Here is a 17,295-nt window from a genome sequence, read left to right as displayed (position 1 = left end):
CAACGCATCAGTCGTCTGATGGCTGACCTTCGCTACTTTGTACCGCTTTAGAAATGAGGTTCATCATATAGTTAGCGTTAGCTGTCACTTCATCATAGTGAAAGCGCAGACGTGGGGTAGTGCGGGTTTTTAGCAAATGACTGAGCTCAGTACGCAAAAAACCTGATGCTTTGTTCAGCACTTCTAAGCTCTCGGTATGATAATCTTTTGCCATGGCATCATCCATCGACTTTTCCATGATGGTGACATAAATATCAGCATAACCCAAGTCCGGGCTGATTTTGACACTAGAAATGGTCACAAACCCAGTCAAGCGTGGGTCGTTAATCTCGTCACGAATCAAAACCGCTAGGTCGCGCTGAATTTGATCGGCAAGACGTTGTAAACGTTGATTCATTGGTAATCCTTTTTATAGTAAAAAAAGGTCTAATTAACCTAGATTAATTAGACCCCTGGAAAGGTTGCTAATAGCAAGCTGGCAGTATTAGGTTGTCAGCTTAACTTATAAGGTACGTTTGACTTCATGAATTTCGAAGACTTCAATCTTATCGCCTTCTTTTACTTCATAACCTTTCACCGCTAGACCACACTCCATACCAGCGCGCACCTCATTAACATCCTCTTTGAAGCGACGTAATGATTGTAATTGACCGGTGAAAATAACTTGGTCATCACGCAATACCCGAATTGGCTTGTTACGGATGATATTACCTTCTGTCACCATACAACCGGCTGCATAACCAAAGCGACTAGAGTGGAAGACTTCACGTACTTCAGCGATACCCAAGATTTGCTCACGATGTTCTGGCGCAAGTAAACCGCTCATTGCTGCTTTCACATCATCAATCAACCCATAGATAACACTATAGTAGCGAATATCTAGGCCTGCTTCATCCGCTTTGCGTTTGGCGGCGCTATCAGCACGAACGTTGAAGCCTAATAATACCGCTTCACTTGATTCGGCGAGTACCACATCCGATTCGGTGATTGGACCGACACCCGATGAGATGACTTTAACTTTAACTTCATCGGTAGATAACTCATCAAGCGCGGTTAACAAGGCTTCTAGTGAACCTCGAACGTCAGTTTTGAGAATCAAATTAACGGAAGGCAGTTTGGCATCGCTCATTTGGTCAAACAAGTTTTCTAAGCGTGATTTGGCTTGACGTTCAAGCACTTTTTCACGCTCACGATCTGCGCGATATTCTGCAACTTCGCGCGCACGTTTCTCATCTGAGACCACCATAAACTCGCTACCAGCCGCTGGCGTATCAGGCAGACCTAGGATTTCAACAGGGATAGAAGGACCCGCTGAGGTAATTTTTTGACCGTTTTCATTGGTCATAGCACGGACACGACCATAATATTCACCAGCAAGTACCAAATCACCTTGGTTTAAAGTACCTTGTTTGACCAGTAGGCTGACCACTGCACCGCGTCCTTTTTCAAGACGTGATTCAATCACCACACCTTGTGCTGCACCGTCAGTAGCGACTTCAAGTTCCATCACTTCTGCCTGTAGGTTAATCACTTCAAGCAGTTCATCAATACCTTGACCTGTTAACGCAGAGACTTTGACTACCGGTGTGTCACCGCCCCATTCTTCAGGAACGACTTCTTTGGTGGTCAGTTCGTTGAGGACGCGGTCTGGATCGGCACTGTCTTTATCCATCTTGTTGATAGCCACGATAATCGGGGTACCTGCGGCACGCGCATGGTCAATCGCCTCAGCGGTCTGTGGCATCATACCATCATCGGCTGCGACCACTAACACCACGATATCCGTCGCTTTGGCACCACGAGAACGCATCGCGGTAAATGCGGCGTGACCTGGGGTGTCTAAGAAAGTAATAACGCCTTGGTCAGTCTGCACATGATAAGCACCGATATGCTGAGTAATACCACCTGCTTCGCCCGATGCCACTTTACTTGAACGGATTTTATCCAGCAGGGACGTTTTACCATGGTCAACGTGACCCATGATGGTAACCACAGGCGGACGCGCTTGGACGTTGCTACTTTTCTCGCCAACCGCTTCACGTAGTGAATCTTCAACTTGCGTTGAGCTGACAAGCACTGGGTTATGACCCATTTCTTCAACAAGTAGGGCAGCGGTTTCTTGGTCGATGGATTCGTTTTCACGGACCAACTCGCCCATTTTCATTAACATTTTGACGACTTCGCGTACTTTGATTGCCATTTTTTGGGCAAGTTCAGACACCACGATGGTCTCACCGATTTCAACGTTATGCACGATTTTCTCAACCGGTTTTTCAAATTTGTGTCTATTGGCTTGCGATGATTTTAAGCCGCGACTACGGTTCTTAATCTCTTGCTCACCTTCATCGTCACGGCGACGACGACGGTTTTTGTTGGCAGTGCTTGCGGTGCCGCGTTTAATTTCACGGCGTTCTTGTTCAAATGAGTCTTCAAGCGCTGCGCCCACCAAACCTTCTGCCAATGGTTCATCTTTTTTGACAACCATCGTAGTTTCAGTATCGGTTTCGCTATATTTACTCGCCATTTGGCGCATTTGCTCAAGGGTACGCTGCTGAGCTTCTTCAGCGGCTTTACGGCGATTTTCTGATTCGATTTGACGTAAGCGTTCTTCTTCTGCTTCACGCGCTTTGCGTTCACTATCCGATTCTTTTTTCGGCGCAGGTTTTTTGTCAGCTTTTTTGACTTCGATTGCCGCGGTTTTGTTGCCTTTTTTCACTACCACACTGGTGGTTGTGTGCTCTTTGGCAGCTTGACTACCGCCACCTAGGTTAGCACGCATTGCTGCAAGGGTGGCTTGTTGACGCGCTTCAGCGGCTTGTTTGGCTTTGTCTTTTTCAGCTTGTTCTTGGGCGGCTTTTTCTTTTGCCAAACGCGCTTTTTCTTCAGCTTCTTTGGCCGCTGCTTCACGCAACGCTAGTTCTTCAGCGATTTTATTGGGATTTGGTTTATCAAATACCATTTTTTTGCGTACTTCAACATTGACACTTTTGGCTTTACCAGAAGTGCCTGTCACCCGCGCAGTAGAAGTGGTTTTGCTTTTTAAGCTAATGCGAGGTTTGTCATTTTGACCATGACTTTGTTGTAAAAAGCTGACCAGTTTTTGTTGTTCGCTATCGGTGACGATGTCATTGTCACCGCGCGCAGACAGCCCTGCCTTGACCAGTTGATTATTAATTGCTTCAACGGTCTTTTTGGTCATTGCTGCAAGTTCTTTTACGGTTTTATCTGCCATTCATACACCTTTTTTAATTAAACCATGATTCACGGGCTTTCATAATGAGCTCACCAGCGGTCTTTTCATCAAGACCTTCGATATCTTGGATATCAAAGATGGCTTGTTCGGCAAGGTCGTCGACGGTGATGACATCACGTTCGGCAAGCTTGTAGGCCCATGCTTGAGTCATGCCTTCAAGGTTTAGAAGCTCTTGGCTTGGCTCTTTAATATTTTGTTGTTTGACCAATTCATCGGCGATCACCGCCTCTTTGGCACGTTCTTGGATTGCGTCGATAGCGTCATCATCTAGCCCATCGATGTCATAGAAAGTCTCAGCAGGGACATACGCAACTTCTTCAAGTGAGGTAAATCCTATATCCACCAAGGCTTGTGCCAAATCTTCATCGACTTCAAGACGTGTGTAGAATAGGTCGCGATACACTTTGGTTTCTGATTCTTGTTGAGCATTGTACTCTTCTTCGAGCATCATGTTAAGACGATAGCCTGTTAATTCTGATGCAAGGCGCACGTTTTGACCTTGTGAGCCAATCGCACGGGCTAACTGATCGTTAGTGGCAAAGATGATATCTGCAGTTTTGGTATCTTCATCAAGAATAATACGATCAACATCCGCAGGTTCCAATGCGCTGATAATGTATTGCACTGCATCATCCGACCATACCACTACGTCGATACGCTCGCCCTCAAGCTCTTGTTGAACGGCTTGAATACGGGTGCCGCGCATACCAATACAAGCACCGACAGGGTCGATACGATGGTCATTGGTTTTGACTGAAATCTTAGCACGTAAGCCAGGCTGACGCGCAACATCACGAATTTCAATGATTTGCTCAGCAATCTCTGGTACTTCTTTTTGCATCAGTGCTGTCAGCATTTGTGGTGAGGTACGAGACAATACGAGCTGAGCACCACGGTTATCACGATTGACTTGCTCTAAAATCGCATTGATACGACCTTTAATGCGTAACTGCTCACGCGGCAACATTTTATCGCGGGGTAGATAGCCTTCGACATTATCGCCCAAATCAATGATATAACCATCGCGCGCCGGTTTTTTGACTTCACCCGTAATCATCTCGCCGATACGATGTTCAAACGCATCTGCCACCAGTGAACGTTCAGCTTCACGGATTTTTTGAATGATGACTTGTTTGGCTTGGGTAGCGGCAATACGACCAAATTCAATGGACTCGATTTGTTCTTCTTTGACGTCGCCGATTTTCCACTCGTTTTCATCCAAATCACTAATCGCTAGCTGACAGGCAGGCATTTCATGATCTTCATCTGCCACTACTGTCCAATAACGGTAAGTGTCATAGTCACCTGTTTTGCGATTGATATGCACGCGCACGGCAACTTCAGGCTGCTCACTATAAACTTTCTTTTTGGTCGATACCACCAAGGCTTGCTCAATCGCTTCAAAAATATCTTCAGGATTTAAGCCTTTTTCATTACTGACGGTTTCAACGACCGTTAAAATTTCTCGATTCATGTAATCACCTATAATTTAAGTCATTCTAGACTTTATTCTTTAAAATCTTGCTTTTAGCTAGAAAAAAGTTAGCTAGAAGACATAGCGTAAAAAAGGCGTTAACCCCAAATTTAAAAGCTAAAATTGGTAGACCAAATTGGCTTTATCAATATTATCAAGCTCGATGGTTAAAAGTTGGTCATTGACTTGACCATTTTCGGTTTTGACCGTCAACTGGCGCTCGTCAATATTGACCAATTCGCCTGTTACTTTACGGCGCTTATCACTACCTTGTCCAATCGCATGAATCAATCGTAAGCTGAGGGTTTGCCCCACATAGTCATGCAGCTGCTCAGCAGAAAAAAACGCGCGGTCCAAACCGGGTGAAGACACCTCAAGTAGATACTCGCCTGCAATCGGGTCGTGTAAGTCTAACACACCACCGACTTGGTGGGTGACCGCAGCACAGTCTTCAATGGTGACTTGTTTGCCTTCGGCACGGTCTTCAGGTAGGGCTTCAATATAAATACGAAGAAGAGAGCGTCGACCTTGTGGTACAAACTCAATACCCCACAAGCTCACATCACAGGCAGTTACTGCTGGCTCAATGATTTGGGTCAGTTCAGCAACTTTCGTTGATAGTTTCATGATATCCTTTAGAGTTGATTATTAACATCTTTGTTGATTTTAAAAGCTAATTTTAAAAATTGGCACATTACTAAAACGCAACCGCTAATTTAGCAAAACTTAAGTTTTTTCGAAACCAACAGATACAAAAAAACCCACAAACTAATTGGTGGGCTTTTAAATCAATAAAAGTGTGTCTAAATTGATTTTTCTAGTAATGATACCAAAGCAATGCTACTAGAAAAGTGGTAGCGGGGGCTGGATTTGAACCAACGACCTTCGGGTTATGAGCCCGACGAGCTACCAGACTGCTCCACCCCGCAACAATTTAGAGAGCGTATTATAGAGTGAGATATTAACCTTGTCAACAGTTATTTAAAATTAATTTAGTTGGTGCGAATGGAGGGACTCGAACCCTCACACCTTGCGGCACTACCACCTCAAGGTAGCGTGTCTACCAATTCCACCACAATCGCAAAAAACCAAACTACTTTAACCAAGCTGTTTTTTTTAAATAACAACACTCTAAAATAGACGCTGTATTCTAGGTCAAAACTACCAATAACGCAACAATTTTTTTAATAACTTACTTGGCAGGTGTAGGGCTTGCAGGCGCAGTATTAGTCGCTAGGCTAGTATCAAGGGTACGACTAGATAGTGATTGCTGTTTAGCAAATACTGCCAGTGTCATACTGGTAATAAAGAAGATTGCTGTTAAAACCGCCGTCAAGCGCGTCAAAAAATTGGCAGAGCCAGACGCACCAAATACGGTTGCCGAACCCCCTGCACCAAATGAAGCCCCGGCATCGGCACCTTTACCATGTTGGACCAAAATCAGACCAATCATTGAAATCGCGACAATGATATGAACCACTAAAATTGCATTATACATACTTATCTCTACAAAACTTGATAGCACTGATGCCCAACAAGAAGGCTGTCAGTGGCAAAAGTAAAAATTTTTAAATGGGTGATATTTTACCTTAAATTTGGGCAAATGCTTGAATAATTTGTGTAAAGCCAGTCGCGTCAAGTGATGCCCCACCTACCAACACCCCATTTACATTTGGGCATTGGGCGATCTCTGCAGCATTATCCGCTTTCACACTGCCGCCATACAATATTGGTGTGGTCGCTAAAGAGGCATCGATGTCGGTTAAGGTGGTGTTGATAAAGGCATGAATGTTTTGTACTTCTTGTATGGTTGGGATTTTACCTGTACCAATTGCCCAAACGGGTTCATAAGCAATAATCAATCGCGATGCTAAGTTACCCAATTGGGCGCCTTCAAATTTGGCGTTAGCAAATTCGGCGGCTAGTTGTTTAACTACCATTAATTGCGCTGCTAGCACATCATGGGTCTGATTTTGCTCATACTGGTCTTGTGTTTCACCGATACAAAAAACAACGGTTAAATCGTGTGCAAAGGCATTGCGAATTTTTTGGATTAAGCAAGCGTCATCTTCATTAAAATATTGACGGCGTTCTGAATGTCCGACTAAAACATAATTTACCTGAGCGTCCTTGAGCTGAGCACCCGAAACCTCCCCAGTAAACGCGCCTTTATCAGCGTGTTGTGCGCATAAGTTTTGCGCAGCTAACCCGATGTTGCATGACCCATGTTGGATGGCTTGTTGTGTGGTCGATAAATGTATAAAACTCGGGGCGACAACCACGTTACAGCTTTGCAGTGCATCTGCAGGTATCTGCTGCTGTAAATCGGTCATGAGGGCTGTGACAGTCAGCTGTGTGCTAGGATTCATTTTCCAATTAGCAATCACCCAAGAATTCTGCCAATTTGCTATATAATCAGATGCTTTCATAATGTCCCTGTCAATTGAGGTAAATGGTTATCTATGAATTTGTCACGTATAAATGTCAAGATAACATTAAAATATAAGTAACGCTATTTAACATATCATGATGTAAAACATCACCATTTAAAGATATCAAGATATGAAAATAGGAATATTTAAAATACTAGGCGTAAAATGGTAGGTATTATATAAGCAATTGCCGCGATTTGCCGAATAAATTATTGGGTCACGCAAGTGAGGTGTTTAAAGAAGGGATAAAGTATAAAACAGTTTTATGAAGGTTGATGGATAGAGATAAAATTCGATAACAAATTATTTATCGTTGAATTCACGGATTTGTCGAGAATGATTTGTTAATATATAAATGAATAGTTTACACTAGCAAACATTAGCCCATTTGAATCAATATTGAGGGAACGAGAAAAACAATGGCAGCATCACTTCCTGGTTTTGGTGGCATTGCATCGCGATTAGTGCATGAAGGACTAATTAGCGAAGCGTCAATGCAAAAAGTATTGGCAGAATCGCAGCAACAAAAAACAAATTTAATCGCCTATGTGGTTGACAATAAATTGGCGCAACCAGACGCGGTAGCGTGGGTGATTTCGCGAGAATTTGGCGATCCCCTCATTGATTTGGATGCCATCAATGTCAACTATATTCCAAAAGAAGCGGTTGATGAAAAAATTATTCGCGAATTTAATATTCTGCCGATTTTCCAACGAGGTAGCCGCTTATTTGTTGCCATGAGTGACCCAACAAGGGTAGATGCTTTAGATGCGCTGCGATTTGGTACAAGGTTTAACGTTGAAACAGTCGTTGCCGAGCACCACAAAATCAAATCACTCATCGAAAAAATCTTTACTACCACCAATTTAGCTGATTTTGATGATATGGAAGCGGTGGAGTTTGATGAAACCCGTGCCGATGACGACAGTAGTGCCACCAGTCATTTAGATGTCAATGATGAAGCGCCTGTCGTCAAGTTCGTTAATGGGATGCTTATCAAAGCCATTACCATGGGCGCCTCAGACTTACACTTTGAACCCTATGAAAAATCTTATCGCGTGCGTTTTCGTATTGATGGGGTGTTACAAAAAATGGCAAATCCACCGACGCAGCTAGCGGGTAAAATTGCTGCCCGCCTGAAAGTCATGTCACAAATGGACATCTCTGAACGCCGCGTGCCGCAAGATGGTCGTATCAAATTAAAAATTTCCAAGGATAAGGCGATTGATTTTCGTGTCAATTCACTGCCAACCTTATTTGGTGAAAAAATCGTATTGCGTATTTTAGACCCATCATCAGCGATGCTAGGCATTGATGCACTCGGCTATGAGCCTGACCAAAAGCAGCTATTTATGGATGCGCTGGCAAAACCGCAAGGGATGTTATTGATTACCGGCCCTACTGGTTCGGGTAAAACCGTCTCCTTGTACACGGGTCTTAATATCTTAAACACAGTTGAGACCAATATATCCACCGCAGAAGATCCCGTTGAAATTAACCTCGAAGGCATCAATCAGGTCAACGTGAATAATAAAGTTGGCTTGACCTTTGCCAGTGCGCTCAAATCATTCTTGCGTCAAGACCCTGATATTGTGATGGTCGGTGAGATTCGTGACTTGGAAACGGCGGAAATTGCTGTTAAAGCTGCACAAACAGGGCATATGGTGCTGTCAACCTTACATACCAACTCAGCGCCAGAAACCTTAACGCGCCTGCGGAATATGGGGGTGGCATCCTTTAACATTGCCACCTCAGTCAATTTGGTAATCGCACAGCGCTTAGCCCGTCGCCTGTGTAAAGCTTGTAAGAAACCGACAGATGTACCAAAAAATAGCTTGCTTGAAATGGGTTTTACGGAAGAAGATTTGGCAGATACCAGCAATGTAATTTATGAGCCTGTTGGCTGCTCTGAATGCCGCGATGGCTATAAAGGACGTGTTGGTATTTATGAAGTGATGAAAGTAACACCAGAGATTGCCCGAATTATTATGGAAGACGGCAACGCTATTGAGATTAAAGACGCGGCCTTAAAGCAAGGGTTTAGGGATTTAAGGCGCTCTGGCATTTTAAAGGTTCTAAAAGGCACGACCAGTATCCAAGAGATGTATCGTGTTACTAGCGAATAGTGCATTTTTCATCCGTCTTTGTTGAAGATTAGTTGAGATATTAAGGGGAAGGGTATGGCAAAAGTCCAAACAGAAATGTTATTAGACTTTGTCTATGATGGGGTCAATCGCCGTGGCGAAAAAGTCAAAGGCGAAACCACCAGCCGCAATATTGAGCTGGCAAAAGCGCAACTACGCAAGCAAGGCATCAAAGTCAAGACGATTAAGAAAAAACCCAAGCCTATTTTTCAAATGAAAAAAAGCATCAAGGCAATCGATATTGCTATCTTTGTGCGGCAGTTGGCTACAATGATGAAAGCGGGCGTTCCCCTTACTCAGTCGTTTGAAATTGTTGCAGATGCGCTTGATAACCCCTCAATGAAAGAGTTGGTGCTTAGTGTCAAATCAGAAGTGGAATCAGGGAGCACCTTTGCTGCTGCGCTGCGCAAACATCCTAGATATTTTGATGACTTGTTTTGTTCATTAGTAGAGGCAGGTGAGCAATCAGGGGCACTTGAAACTATGCTTGAGCGTGTCGCGACGTACAAAGAAAAAAGCGAGCTACTAAAAGCAAAGATTAAAAAAGCCTTGAAATACCCGATTGCGGTTATCGTGGTTGCGATTATCGTTACCATTATTTTGCTGGTCAAAGTGGTACCGGTGTTTGCTGATTTATTCAATTCATTTGGTGCAGAGTTACCCGCGTTTACCCGGATGGTCGTCAGTATGTCCGAGTGGATGCAAAAATGGTGGTGGTTATTGCTATTTAGCATTGCAGGCGCTGTTGTTGGCTTTTCTGAAGCTAAAAAACGTAGCAAGCCCTTTAATGATTTTTTAGACCGACTGACCTTAAAATTACCAATCTTTGGCAATATTGCTTACCAAGCGGTGGTTGCGCGTTTTTCCCGCACTTTATCTACCACTTTTGCCGCAGGTGTGCCGCTGATTGATGCGTTAGATTCAACCGCTGGGGCAACCAATAATGTGGTATTTTATAATGCCACGCAAAAAATCAAAGGCGATGTTGCGACGGGTCAACAATTGCAGTTTTCGATGCGTTCTACCAATCTTTTTCCGAGTATGGCGATCCAAATGGTTGGTATTGGTGAAGAGTCAGGTAGTCTAGAGGAGATGCTTGATAAAGTGGCGACTTATTATGAAAACGAAGTGGATAACGCCGTAGACGGGTTAACAAGTCTGATGGAACCGATGATTATGGCTATTTTGGGGGTGCTGGTAGGGGGTCTGGTGATTGCCATGTATCTACCAATTTTCCAAATGGGCTCGGTGGTGGGCTAAATACGATGGGGATTTTTTCAGATTTTATTTTGTTACTACAACAGTCGCAATGGCTGACGTTGATTATGGTATCAATCTTGGGCTTGTGTGTGGGTAGTTTTCTCAATGTGGTGATTTATCGCACGCCTTTGATGATGGAGCAGCAGTGGAAGAACGAATGCCAGCTATTGCTCCATCCAGAAACCGTTATTGACAATCATGAATCCATGACCTTAAGCCGTCCTGCCTCTTGTTGCCCGCATTGTGGGCATCCAATACGTTGGTTTGAAAATATGCCTGTTATTAGCTGGCTACTGCTAAAAGGGAAATGTAGTGAGTGTCATAACGCCATTAGTTATCGCTATCCGCTTGTAGAAATCATCACCGCTATTTTGTCTGTGTTGGTGGTGATGAAATTTGGTGTTACTTGGCAAGCGCTGGCAGGATTAGCACTCACATGGACATTAGTCGCTTTAACAGGCATTGATTTTGATACCCAATTGTTGCCTGACCGATTTACATTGCCGTTAGCGGGATTAGGATTATTCGTCAATGCCTTTGGCTTGTTTGTCAGTCCCACAGCGGCTATTTTTGGCTATGTGTTTGGGTTTTTATGCCTGTGGATTGTGTATCAACTGTTTTTGCTGATTACGGGCAAGCACGGGATGGGGCATGGCGATTTTAAATTATTAGCGGCTTTGGGGGCTTGGCTAGGGCCTTTGATGCTACCCTTAATTGTGCTTTTATCTGCGTTTGTCGGCTCGGTTGTGGGTGTGATATTAATGAAGCGCTCAGGTGAGAGTAAACCTTTTGCATTTGGACCCTATATCGCCATTGCAGGCATGATAGCATTCTTGTATGGACAATCAATAATGTCGTGGTATCTAGGCAAAATGTCATGACGTCATTTATGGGTCAATTATGTGTGAATCAAGGAGGGGTTGCGATGTTGGTAGTGGGGCTTACAGGTGGTATCGGTAGCGGCAAATCACAAGTGAGCCGTTGGTTTGCTGAGCATGGAATTGTCATTATTGATGCAGACGTATTGGCACGTGAAGTCGTTGCCAAAGGTTCACCAACGCTAAAAAAAATTGTCGCCAAATTTGGTGACTGGGTGATTGATGAGGCAGGTGAGCTTAATCGCCGTGCCATGCGAGAGCATGTGTTTGGCAGTGCGCAAGCGTTAATGGATTTGGAACAAATTACCCATCCTGCCATTCGCAGCCGTGCCAAAGAATTACTAGCAACTGCCCAGTCGCCCTATGTAATTTTGGTAGCACCCTTACTGTTAGAAGCCTCTGAAGCAGGATTAGCCAATCTGTGTGAGCGAGTATTGGTGGTCGATAGTCATCAGTCCTTGCAGATTGAGCGCGCCAGTCAACGTGATGGTCAAACACCTGAACGTATTCAAAATATCATGGCAAATCAACTGTCGCGTCATGACAGGCTCAGACAAGCCGATGACATTGTTGACAACAATGGTAGCTTAGACGATTTGTATTTAAAACTTGAACAGTTGCACCAAAAATATTTGGCAATGGCAGGGGTTAATTAGCTTTAACGATAAAGAGCCGTCTGATAAAGACGGCTGTTGAGACTGCGACAAGTTAAATTATGATTTTACGGACGAGCGTTGACGAATCGCAGTCAGTGTATCATCAACTAATAAATCACCGTTCAAAAATACATCTTGCAACAAATTATTTTGCTCAGCAAGCTCATCTTCACGCAGCGTCATATAACTACCCTGATGTTTGACCAAGGCTAAACGCCCGCGTTTGCTGCGTTTGCTCACACTGGTAATTGGGTCTTTATACACGTCTCGCCAAAAACCGTCTACCCGTGCGCTGCTGGTCTTCATGGCAAAATTCAAAGTATCGCGGTTGACTTGTTGCAGTAGCCCGCCACCCATCCCGAAGGTGATATTGTCACTACTAAATCCGGCTTTAATCACCGCATCAATTATTTTACCCATGCTGGTGGGATTAATACCATCCCCTTGGATGAGTCGCACATAGCTCGGCAGTAATTTGTAGCCTTTTGAGTTGGTGGTGGTGCCAAATTTTGCTGCAAGGCGCTGCAGGGCTTCACGCACCACTTTAATCGGATCGCCACTATCAGGGCGAATGACTAACGTGCCACCTGTTTGTGCCACTTTTTCTTTTAGCTCACCACCCCAAATATTATCAATGGCATTCCATAAGTCGTAGCTATCACTCACTACCGCAAAAGTTTTACCTTCACCGCCAAATTTGGCAATCATATTGCCATAGGCATCTGCTTCATGCTCACGTCCCCAAGTGGTCATAGTGCTATGTTCTGCTGCAGGAATGGAAAAAGCCGTCATGTCATTTTGCATACCATACCAACGATTGGCAGCCACAATCGCACTTAAGGTATCCGTACCGGAAAAGTTTACCAAGTGCGCAAGAGCGCCGAGTGCAGCTGACTCAAGGCTAGACACCCCACGGGCGCCAAAATCATGCAATTTAAACGGTAGATTATTTAAGTTATCAGCCGATTTTTCCAAGCCTGCTTTGATGATTTGTTTACAATAATAAGAAAGGCTTGCCACAGTGCTAGGATACCAAATAGCGCGCAATAGTGTGGTCTCGATATAGCTCGTCAACCAGTAAAACTCAGGGTCGGTATTTACCACCTGACACAATACTTGACCCGTTGGTACCACCATGCCTTCGGGTATCGCTTGAATGCGAAGTGGTAAAAGACCGCCATGTTTGGCGACTAATTGTCGCCAGCCTGCTTCATTAAACGGTACGCCATGAGCCGCAAGTAGCACTTTGGCTTCTTCTATATCAGCGTCGGTAATCGGTTTGGTAAGATACTGTTTTAAAAAAGCTTGTAGTCCAAAAAACAGCACATTTTCAAAGTTGCTATTGCCGCCACGCGCTTCAATATAGCTAGATACGTACTCGGTATTTGGCGGATATTGCAGCCAATGCGACGTCTTATAGCTATCGGTATTTAAAATAAAATTGTCAAAATTTTGACTAAACATCACAGAACTCCTCTGGTGATTGCTTGCGCAGGTTAAACCAAACCGTCTATCAGTTTGGCGGGAAAAAATCAGAGACCGACCATTTTACAAATAATGGCATAATGGTCTTCAAACAGTTTATCGGCTCTTAATTCAGCCAAGGGTAGCCAAAACGCTTTTTTGGCATCATCGCCACCTTTCACTGATGGTAAGCCTTTGGGGTCGTTTTTGAGCATAAAGTAAAACGCTTGGGTGATGGTACGACCACGAGCCGAGCGATACGGGTCATCAAAGGTGTGTTGACTATGGCGCGAACCGCGCAGAACCGCTTCAGGCACTTTTAACCGAGTCTCTTCACGTAGCTCACGAATACAGGCGTCAAATAGTGTCTCTTTAGGGTCAATAAAACCACCAGGCAATGCCCATAGCCCTTGACCTGGCATACTACGACGCTCAACCAATAAGATGTGTCCTGATTGAATGACCACGGCATCAACCGTCATAAAGGTGGGCGGGTAGGGGCTTGATTCCCATTGTTTTTTGTATTTATCGATAAAGCCAGCCTCTTCGTGTAGGCGTTTATATGCTTCGGTCTTTTTAAATGCCTTCATGACATCAGTTGTCGATTGCGGTACCGTATCGGTTAACGGATCGGCACCCAGCAAAAAGCCTTCACGGATTGGCGTGGCAGACAACTCATGAAAATTGGGCACTGCCACCGACTGCCAATTTGGAAAAAGTGACAAGTAATACGATGAGCTGTCTTTTGAATGTCCAATCAGACCAATATTGGCGTTTAAATCACCGGTAACCGACTTAACGCACTGCTGCACGTATTGAAGCCACTTGGTGTCATTGTATAAGGCATCATCCAAACCGACACAATGTATGCGTTTGGCATCTTTTTTGTCAAAGGCGCCCAAAATCATTTGGCTACGCGCTTCGACACTAAAGCTATTGCGGATACTACTTGGCAAATTGGCAGAGCCAATGAGCATAATCACATTTTCAGCAAGCTTTAATGCTTCATCGACAACCGATTTATGACCTAAATGAAACGGCTGAAAACGCCCGATAAACACCAAATAATCATATTGATAGCCTTTTTTATTTTTGGGTGTGCTAAAACGCCCTTTATCTTCGGTAACGTCGTTTTTAGTAACCATAATAGTGTCGGTAGTTTTATTTGGCATGACGCAAACTCCTTGCGAATGATAACGCCCTCGGTCTATCCAATAGCGTTTTGGTGATAAAGTTCGGTGATAAAGCATGTTTTTTTAACTATCTTGCCTAAACTTTCAACCAATGCCAAGTTATTTTTGGTTAAAGATTTTTAGTTAAAGATAATGGCTCGATTGAAGTTTTAGCTTAGCTAAAAAATATTGTGACGACCCTTGATAAGCCAAAAAACCATCCCCAATAAAATCCGAGTAAATTACTCAAGTTTATGCTAAAATATGGGTAAAAATTGATGACAAGCTAGGGTGACATATGAGCGATACAGCAAAAACCACAAATATCAAAATTACCGATTCAGCGCAAGGTTATCTGACTGAGTTGTTGGCAAAACAAAATACTGACGGCATCGGCGTGCGTATTTTTGTTGAACATCCAGGCACGCCGCGAGCAGAATGCTGTATGTCATATAGCCAGCCAAATGAACACAATCCTGACGATTTAAAATTGGATTATGAGACATTCACCGCTTATATAGATACCCCGTCTATTCCTTATCTTGAAGATGCAGTGATTGATTACAATAAAGACCGTTTTGGCGGTCAATTGACATTCCGTGCGCCCAACTCAAAAGTGCCAAAACTGGGTGAAAATGCGAGCCTAGAGGAGCGTATCAATTACGTGTTGTCTTCAGAAATCAATCCAAATCTAGCGTCGCATGGCGGTAACGTGCAATTGGTGGATTTGGTACATGAAGAAGGGGTTGGTATCACCGCAGTGCTCAAATTTGGCGGCGGCTGTCAAGGCTGCTCTGCAGTTGATATGACGCTAAAACAAGGGGTTGAAGTTTCGCTTAAACAGCAAATACCAGAATTAACCCAAGTGATTGATGAGACCGACCATACTTATACTGCCAATGCGTTTTATAAGTAAGGTGAAGAGATTGGCAAGTGATACTTAATTCAAGTGACACTTGATTAAAGAAAGGGTAATTCAAGAAAGGGCGTCATAAGAGGTCCTTTTTTATTATTAAATTATTATTAAATTTTACTCAATAAAAAACCCAGTGTAACACTGGGTTTTTTGGTTTAACGTATTGGCTTAATCGCGGTCTTCAACAGCCACAAAATCACGCTGGGTGTAGCCAGTATATAACTGACGTGGACGACCGATTTTGTAAGGTGCAGAGTGCATTTCTAACCAGTGGCTGATCCAACCAGAAGTACGTGCTAAAGCAAAGATTACGGTAAACATAGAGGTTGGAATACCGATGGCTTTTAGAATGATACCTGAGTAGAAGTCAACATTTGGATATAGGTTACGCTCTTTAAAGTACGGGTCATTCAAGGCGATTTGTTCAAGTTTCATCGCTAGTTCAAGTTGTGGATCTTTGATGCCAAGCTCGCCCAATACTTCGTCACAAGTTTCTTTCATCACTTTGGCGCGTGGGTCAAAGTTTTTATAAACACGGTGACCAAAGCCCATTAATTTCACTTCTTTACGTTTGACTTTTTCCATGAATTCGTCAACGTTGTCTACGCTGCCGATTTCATCCAGCATTTTAAGTACAGCTTCGTTGGCGCCACCGTGTGCAGGTCCCCAAAGAGCCGCAATACCTGCCGCAATACAAGCGTATGGGTTAGCGCCCGTAGAGCCTGCTAGACGTACAGTTGAGGTCGAGGCATTTTGTTCGTGGTCAGCATGTAAGGTAAAGATTTTATCCATCGCTTTTGCCAGGATTGGATTGACTTGATAGTTAACATCCGCTGGGGTTGCAAACATCATGTGTAAGAAGTTTTCAGCGTAGTTTAAATCATTACGCGGATACATGAATGGTTGACCATTGCTGTATTTGTAGCACATGGCGGCGATAGTAGGGACTTTAGCAATCAAGCGAATCGCAGTGATTTCACGATGGTCTTGTTTGCTCACATCAAGATTGTTGTGGTAGAACGCAGATAATGCACCCATCACACCGACCATAATCGCCATCGGATGAGCGTCACGGCGGAAACCTTCAAAGAAACGACGTAATTGGTCATTCACCATTGAATGTTTACGAACTTTTTCGTAGAAGTCAGCTTTTTGCTCAGCATTGGGTAGTTCACCGTGAATGAGTGCATACGCAACTTCTAAGTATTCTGCTTTATCAGCTAATTGGTCGATTGGGTAACCACGGTGTAATAAGATACCTTTGTCACCATCAATGAAGGTGATTTTTGATTCAGTGGAAGCGGTTGACATGAAACCTGGATCGTATGTCCAAAAACCAGCTTGGGGTACGGCCTTAATATCGAGTACAGGATCGCCTAATGTTCCTTCAATGATAGGAAGCTCATAGTCCTGGCCATTGACGTGCAAGGTTGCAATATTGTCTTTCTCTGACATAAAATCCTCTCAGACGTGTAAAAAAAGAAGACCTATACTTGCTCAAATGCATTGGCGCAATGACAAGGATAGGTGACTGCCCCGCCACACAGAGACGTGCAGGGCGACTTTATTAATAGCGAAAAAATAGCGAAAACCCAAAACTAAAACATATCTATATTAACAGCATTTTTGCCAAAAATGAAAGTAAA

General features: G+C 43.8%; 14 protein-coding genes and 2 tRNA genes. 5 read left to right on the top strand and 11 right to left on the bottom strand.

The window, feature by feature from the left end; all coding sequences use genetic code 11:
* Nucleotides 1-7: 7 nt before the first annotated feature.
* The 8 genes from RT422_RS09230 to tpiA all read right to left on the bottom strand — a co-directional run bounded on the left by RT422_RS09230 (nt 8) and on the right by tpiA (nt 7,156).
* The gene (locus tag RT422_RS09230; RefSeq protein WP_007115084.1) at nt 8-397 is read right to left on the bottom strand and encodes a ribosome-binding factor A; all 390 of its coding nucleotides are present in this window, start codon (nt 395-397) and stop codon (nt 8-10) included.
* Between the two features lie 105 nt (nt 398-502).
* The gene (infB, locus tag RT422_RS09225) at nt 503-3,232 is read right to left on the bottom strand and encodes a translation initiation factor IF-2 (protein WP_076775868.1); all 2,730 of its coding nucleotides are present in this window, start codon (nt 3,230-3,232) and stop codon (nt 503-505) included.
* 13 nt (nt 3,233-3,245) lie between these two features.
* Nucleotides 3,246-4,727: a transcription termination factor NusA gene (gene nusA, locus RT422_RS09220; RefSeq protein WP_203172425.1), complete on the bottom strand. Its 1,482-nt coding sequence runs from the start codon at nt 4,725-4,727 to the stop codon at nt 3,246-3,248.
* 117 nt (nt 4,728-4,844) lie between these two features.
* Nucleotides 4,845-5,354: a ribosome maturation factor RimP gene (gene rimP, locus RT422_RS09215; RefSeq protein WP_313422040.1), complete on the bottom strand. Its 510-nt coding sequence runs from the start codon at nt 5,352-5,354 to the stop codon at nt 4,845-4,847.
* Nucleotides 5,355-5,579: 225 nt separating this feature from the next.
* Nucleotides 5,580-5,656 (bottom strand) — tRNA-Met (locus RT422_RS09210).
* Between the two features lie 68 nt (nt 5,657-5,724).
* Nucleotides 5,725-5,809, bottom strand: a tRNA-Leu gene (locus RT422_RS09205).
* Nucleotides 5,810-5,919: 110 nt separating this feature from the next.
* On the bottom strand, nt 5,920-6,225 hold the full coding sequence (gene secG / locus RT422_RS09200) for a preprotein translocase subunit SecG (RefSeq protein WP_128680793.1): 306 nt from the start codon (nt 6,223-6,225) through the stop codon (nt 5,920-5,922).
* Nucleotides 6,226-6,316: 91 nt separating this feature from the next.
* A complete protein-coding gene (gene tpiA, locus RT422_RS09195; RefSeq protein ID WP_313422039.1) occupies nt 6,317-7,156 on the bottom strand; it encodes a triose-phosphate isomerase in 840 nt (279 codons plus the stop codon).
* 422 nt (nt 7,157-7,578) lie between these two features.
* On the opposite strand from tpiA, the gene pilB reads away from it, so the two are divergent.
* The 4 genes from pilB to coaE are packed head-to-tail and all read left to right on the top strand — an operon-like array spanning nt 7,579 to nt 12,097.
* Complete coding sequence (gene pilB / locus RT422_RS09190; protein ID WP_313422038.1) at nt 7,579-9,285, top strand: type IV-A pilus assembly ATPase PilB; 1,707 nt, start codon at nt 7,579-7,581, stop codon at nt 9,283-9,285.
* A 54-nt stretch (nt 9,286-9,339) separates the two neighbouring features.
* Nucleotides 9,340-10,563: a type II secretion system F family protein gene (locus tag RT422_RS09185; protein WP_160001006.1), complete on the top strand. Its 1,224-nt coding sequence runs from the start codon at nt 9,340-9,342 to the stop codon at nt 10,561-10,563.
* 5 nt (nt 10,564-10,568) lie between these two features.
* A complete protein-coding gene (locus RT422_RS09180; RefSeq protein ID WP_313422037.1) occupies nt 10,569-11,444 on the top strand; it encodes an A24 family peptidase in 876 nt (291 codons plus the stop codon).
* Nucleotides 11,441-12,097 carry a dephospho-CoA kinase gene (gene coaE, locus RT422_RS09175; RefSeq protein ID WP_313422036.1) on the top strand — a complete coding sequence of 219 codons (657 nt, stop codon included), beginning with the start codon at nt 11,441-11,443 and terminating at the stop codon, nt 12,095-12,097. The genes RT422_RS09180 and coaE overlap by 4 nt, the downstream gene beginning before the upstream one ends.
* A 57-nt stretch (nt 12,098-12,154) precedes the next feature.
* On the opposite strand, the gene RT422_RS09170 is transcribed toward coaE, so the two are convergent.
* Nucleotides 12,155-13,561 (bottom strand): nicotinate phosphoribosyltransferase, encoded by a 1,407-nt coding sequence (locus RT422_RS09170; protein ID WP_313422035.1) that lies wholly within the window; start codon nt 13,559-13,561, stop codon nt 12,155-12,157.
* A 68-nt stretch (nt 13,562-13,629) separates the two neighbouring features.
* The gene (locus RT422_RS09165) at nt 13,630-14,733 is read right to left on the bottom strand and encodes a bifunctional nicotinamide-nucleotide adenylyltransferase/Nudix hydroxylase (RefSeq protein ID WP_313422034.1); all 1,104 of its coding nucleotides are present in this window, start codon (nt 14,731-14,733) and stop codon (nt 13,630-13,632) included.
* Nucleotides 14,734-15,031: 298 nt separating this feature from the next.
* On the opposite strand from RT422_RS09165, the gene nfuA reads away from it, so the two are divergent.
* Nucleotides 15,032-15,649 (top strand): Fe-S biogenesis protein NfuA, encoded by a 618-nt coding sequence (gene nfuA, locus RT422_RS09160; RefSeq protein ID WP_313422033.1) that lies wholly within the window; start codon nt 15,032-15,034, stop codon nt 15,647-15,649.
* A gap of 168 nt (nt 15,650-15,817) precedes the next feature.
* On the opposite strand, the gene gltA is transcribed toward nfuA, so the two are convergent.
* Entirely contained in the window at nt 15,818-17,104 is a 1,287-nt protein-coding gene (gene gltA, locus RT422_RS09155) for a citrate synthase (RefSeq protein WP_050324880.1), read from the bottom strand.
* Between the last annotated feature and the right edge of the window lie 191 nt (nt 17,105-17,295).

The sequence above is a fragment of the Moraxella sp. CTOTU49803 genome (genome assembly GCF_032097965.1).
Classification (GTDB): Bacteria; Pseudomonadota; Gammaproteobacteria; order Pseudomonadales; family Moraxellaceae; genus Faucicola; species Faucicola tetraodonis.
This window is presented reverse-complemented; position numbering and strand designations above follow the sequence as displayed.

Excerpts from the sequence above, each read along its gene's own strand:
- RT422_RS09230 (WP_007115084.1), bottom strand. The coding sequence starts at position 397 with ATGAATCAACGTTTACAACGTCTTGCCGATCAAATTCAGCGCGACCTA.
- infB (WP_076775868.1), bottom strand. The coding sequence starts at position 3,232 with ATGGCAGATAAAACCGTAAAAGAACTTGCAGCAATGACCAAAAAGACC.
- nusA (WP_203172425.1), bottom strand. The coding sequence starts at position 4,727 with ATGAATCGAGAAATTTTAACGGTCGTTGAAACCGTCAGTAATGAAAAA.
- rimP (WP_313422040.1), bottom strand. The coding sequence starts at position 5,354 with ATGAAACTATCAACGAAAGTTGCTGAACTGACCCAAATCATTGAGCCA.
- secG (WP_128680793.1), bottom strand. The coding sequence starts at position 6,225 with ATGTATAATGCAATTTTAGTGGTTCATATCATTGTCGCGATTTCAATG.
- tpiA (WP_313422039.1), bottom strand. The coding sequence starts at position 7,156 with ATGAAAGCATCTGATTATATAGCAAATTGGCAGAATTCTTGGGTGATT.
- pilB (WP_313422038.1), top strand. The coding sequence starts at position 7,579 with ATGGCAGCATCACTTCCTGGTTTTGGTGGCATTGCATCGCGATTAGTG.
- RT422_RS09185 (WP_160001006.1), top strand. The coding sequence starts at position 9,340 with ATGGCAAAAGTCCAAACAGAAATGTTATTAGACTTTGTCTATGATGGG.
- RT422_RS09180 (WP_313422037.1), top strand. The coding sequence starts at position 10,569 with ATGGGGATTTTTTCAGATTTTATTTTGTTACTACAACAGTCGCAATGG.
- coaE (WP_313422036.1), top strand. The coding sequence starts at position 11,441 with ATGACGTCATTTATGGGTCAATTATGTGTGAATCAAGGAGGGGTTGCG.
- RT422_RS09170 (WP_313422035.1), bottom strand. The coding sequence starts at position 13,561 with ATGTTTAGTCAAAATTTTGACAATTTTATTTTAAATACCGATAGCTAT.
- RT422_RS09165 (WP_313422034.1), bottom strand. The coding sequence starts at position 14,733 with ATGCCAAATAAAACTACCGACACTATTATGGTTACTAAAAACGACGTT.
- nfuA (WP_313422033.1), top strand. The coding sequence starts at position 15,032 with ATGAGCGATACAGCAAAAACCACAAATATCAAAATTACCGATTCAGCG.
- gltA (WP_050324880.1), bottom strand. The coding sequence starts at position 17,104 with ATGTCAGAGAAAGACAATATTGCAACCTTGCACGTCAATGGCCAGGAC.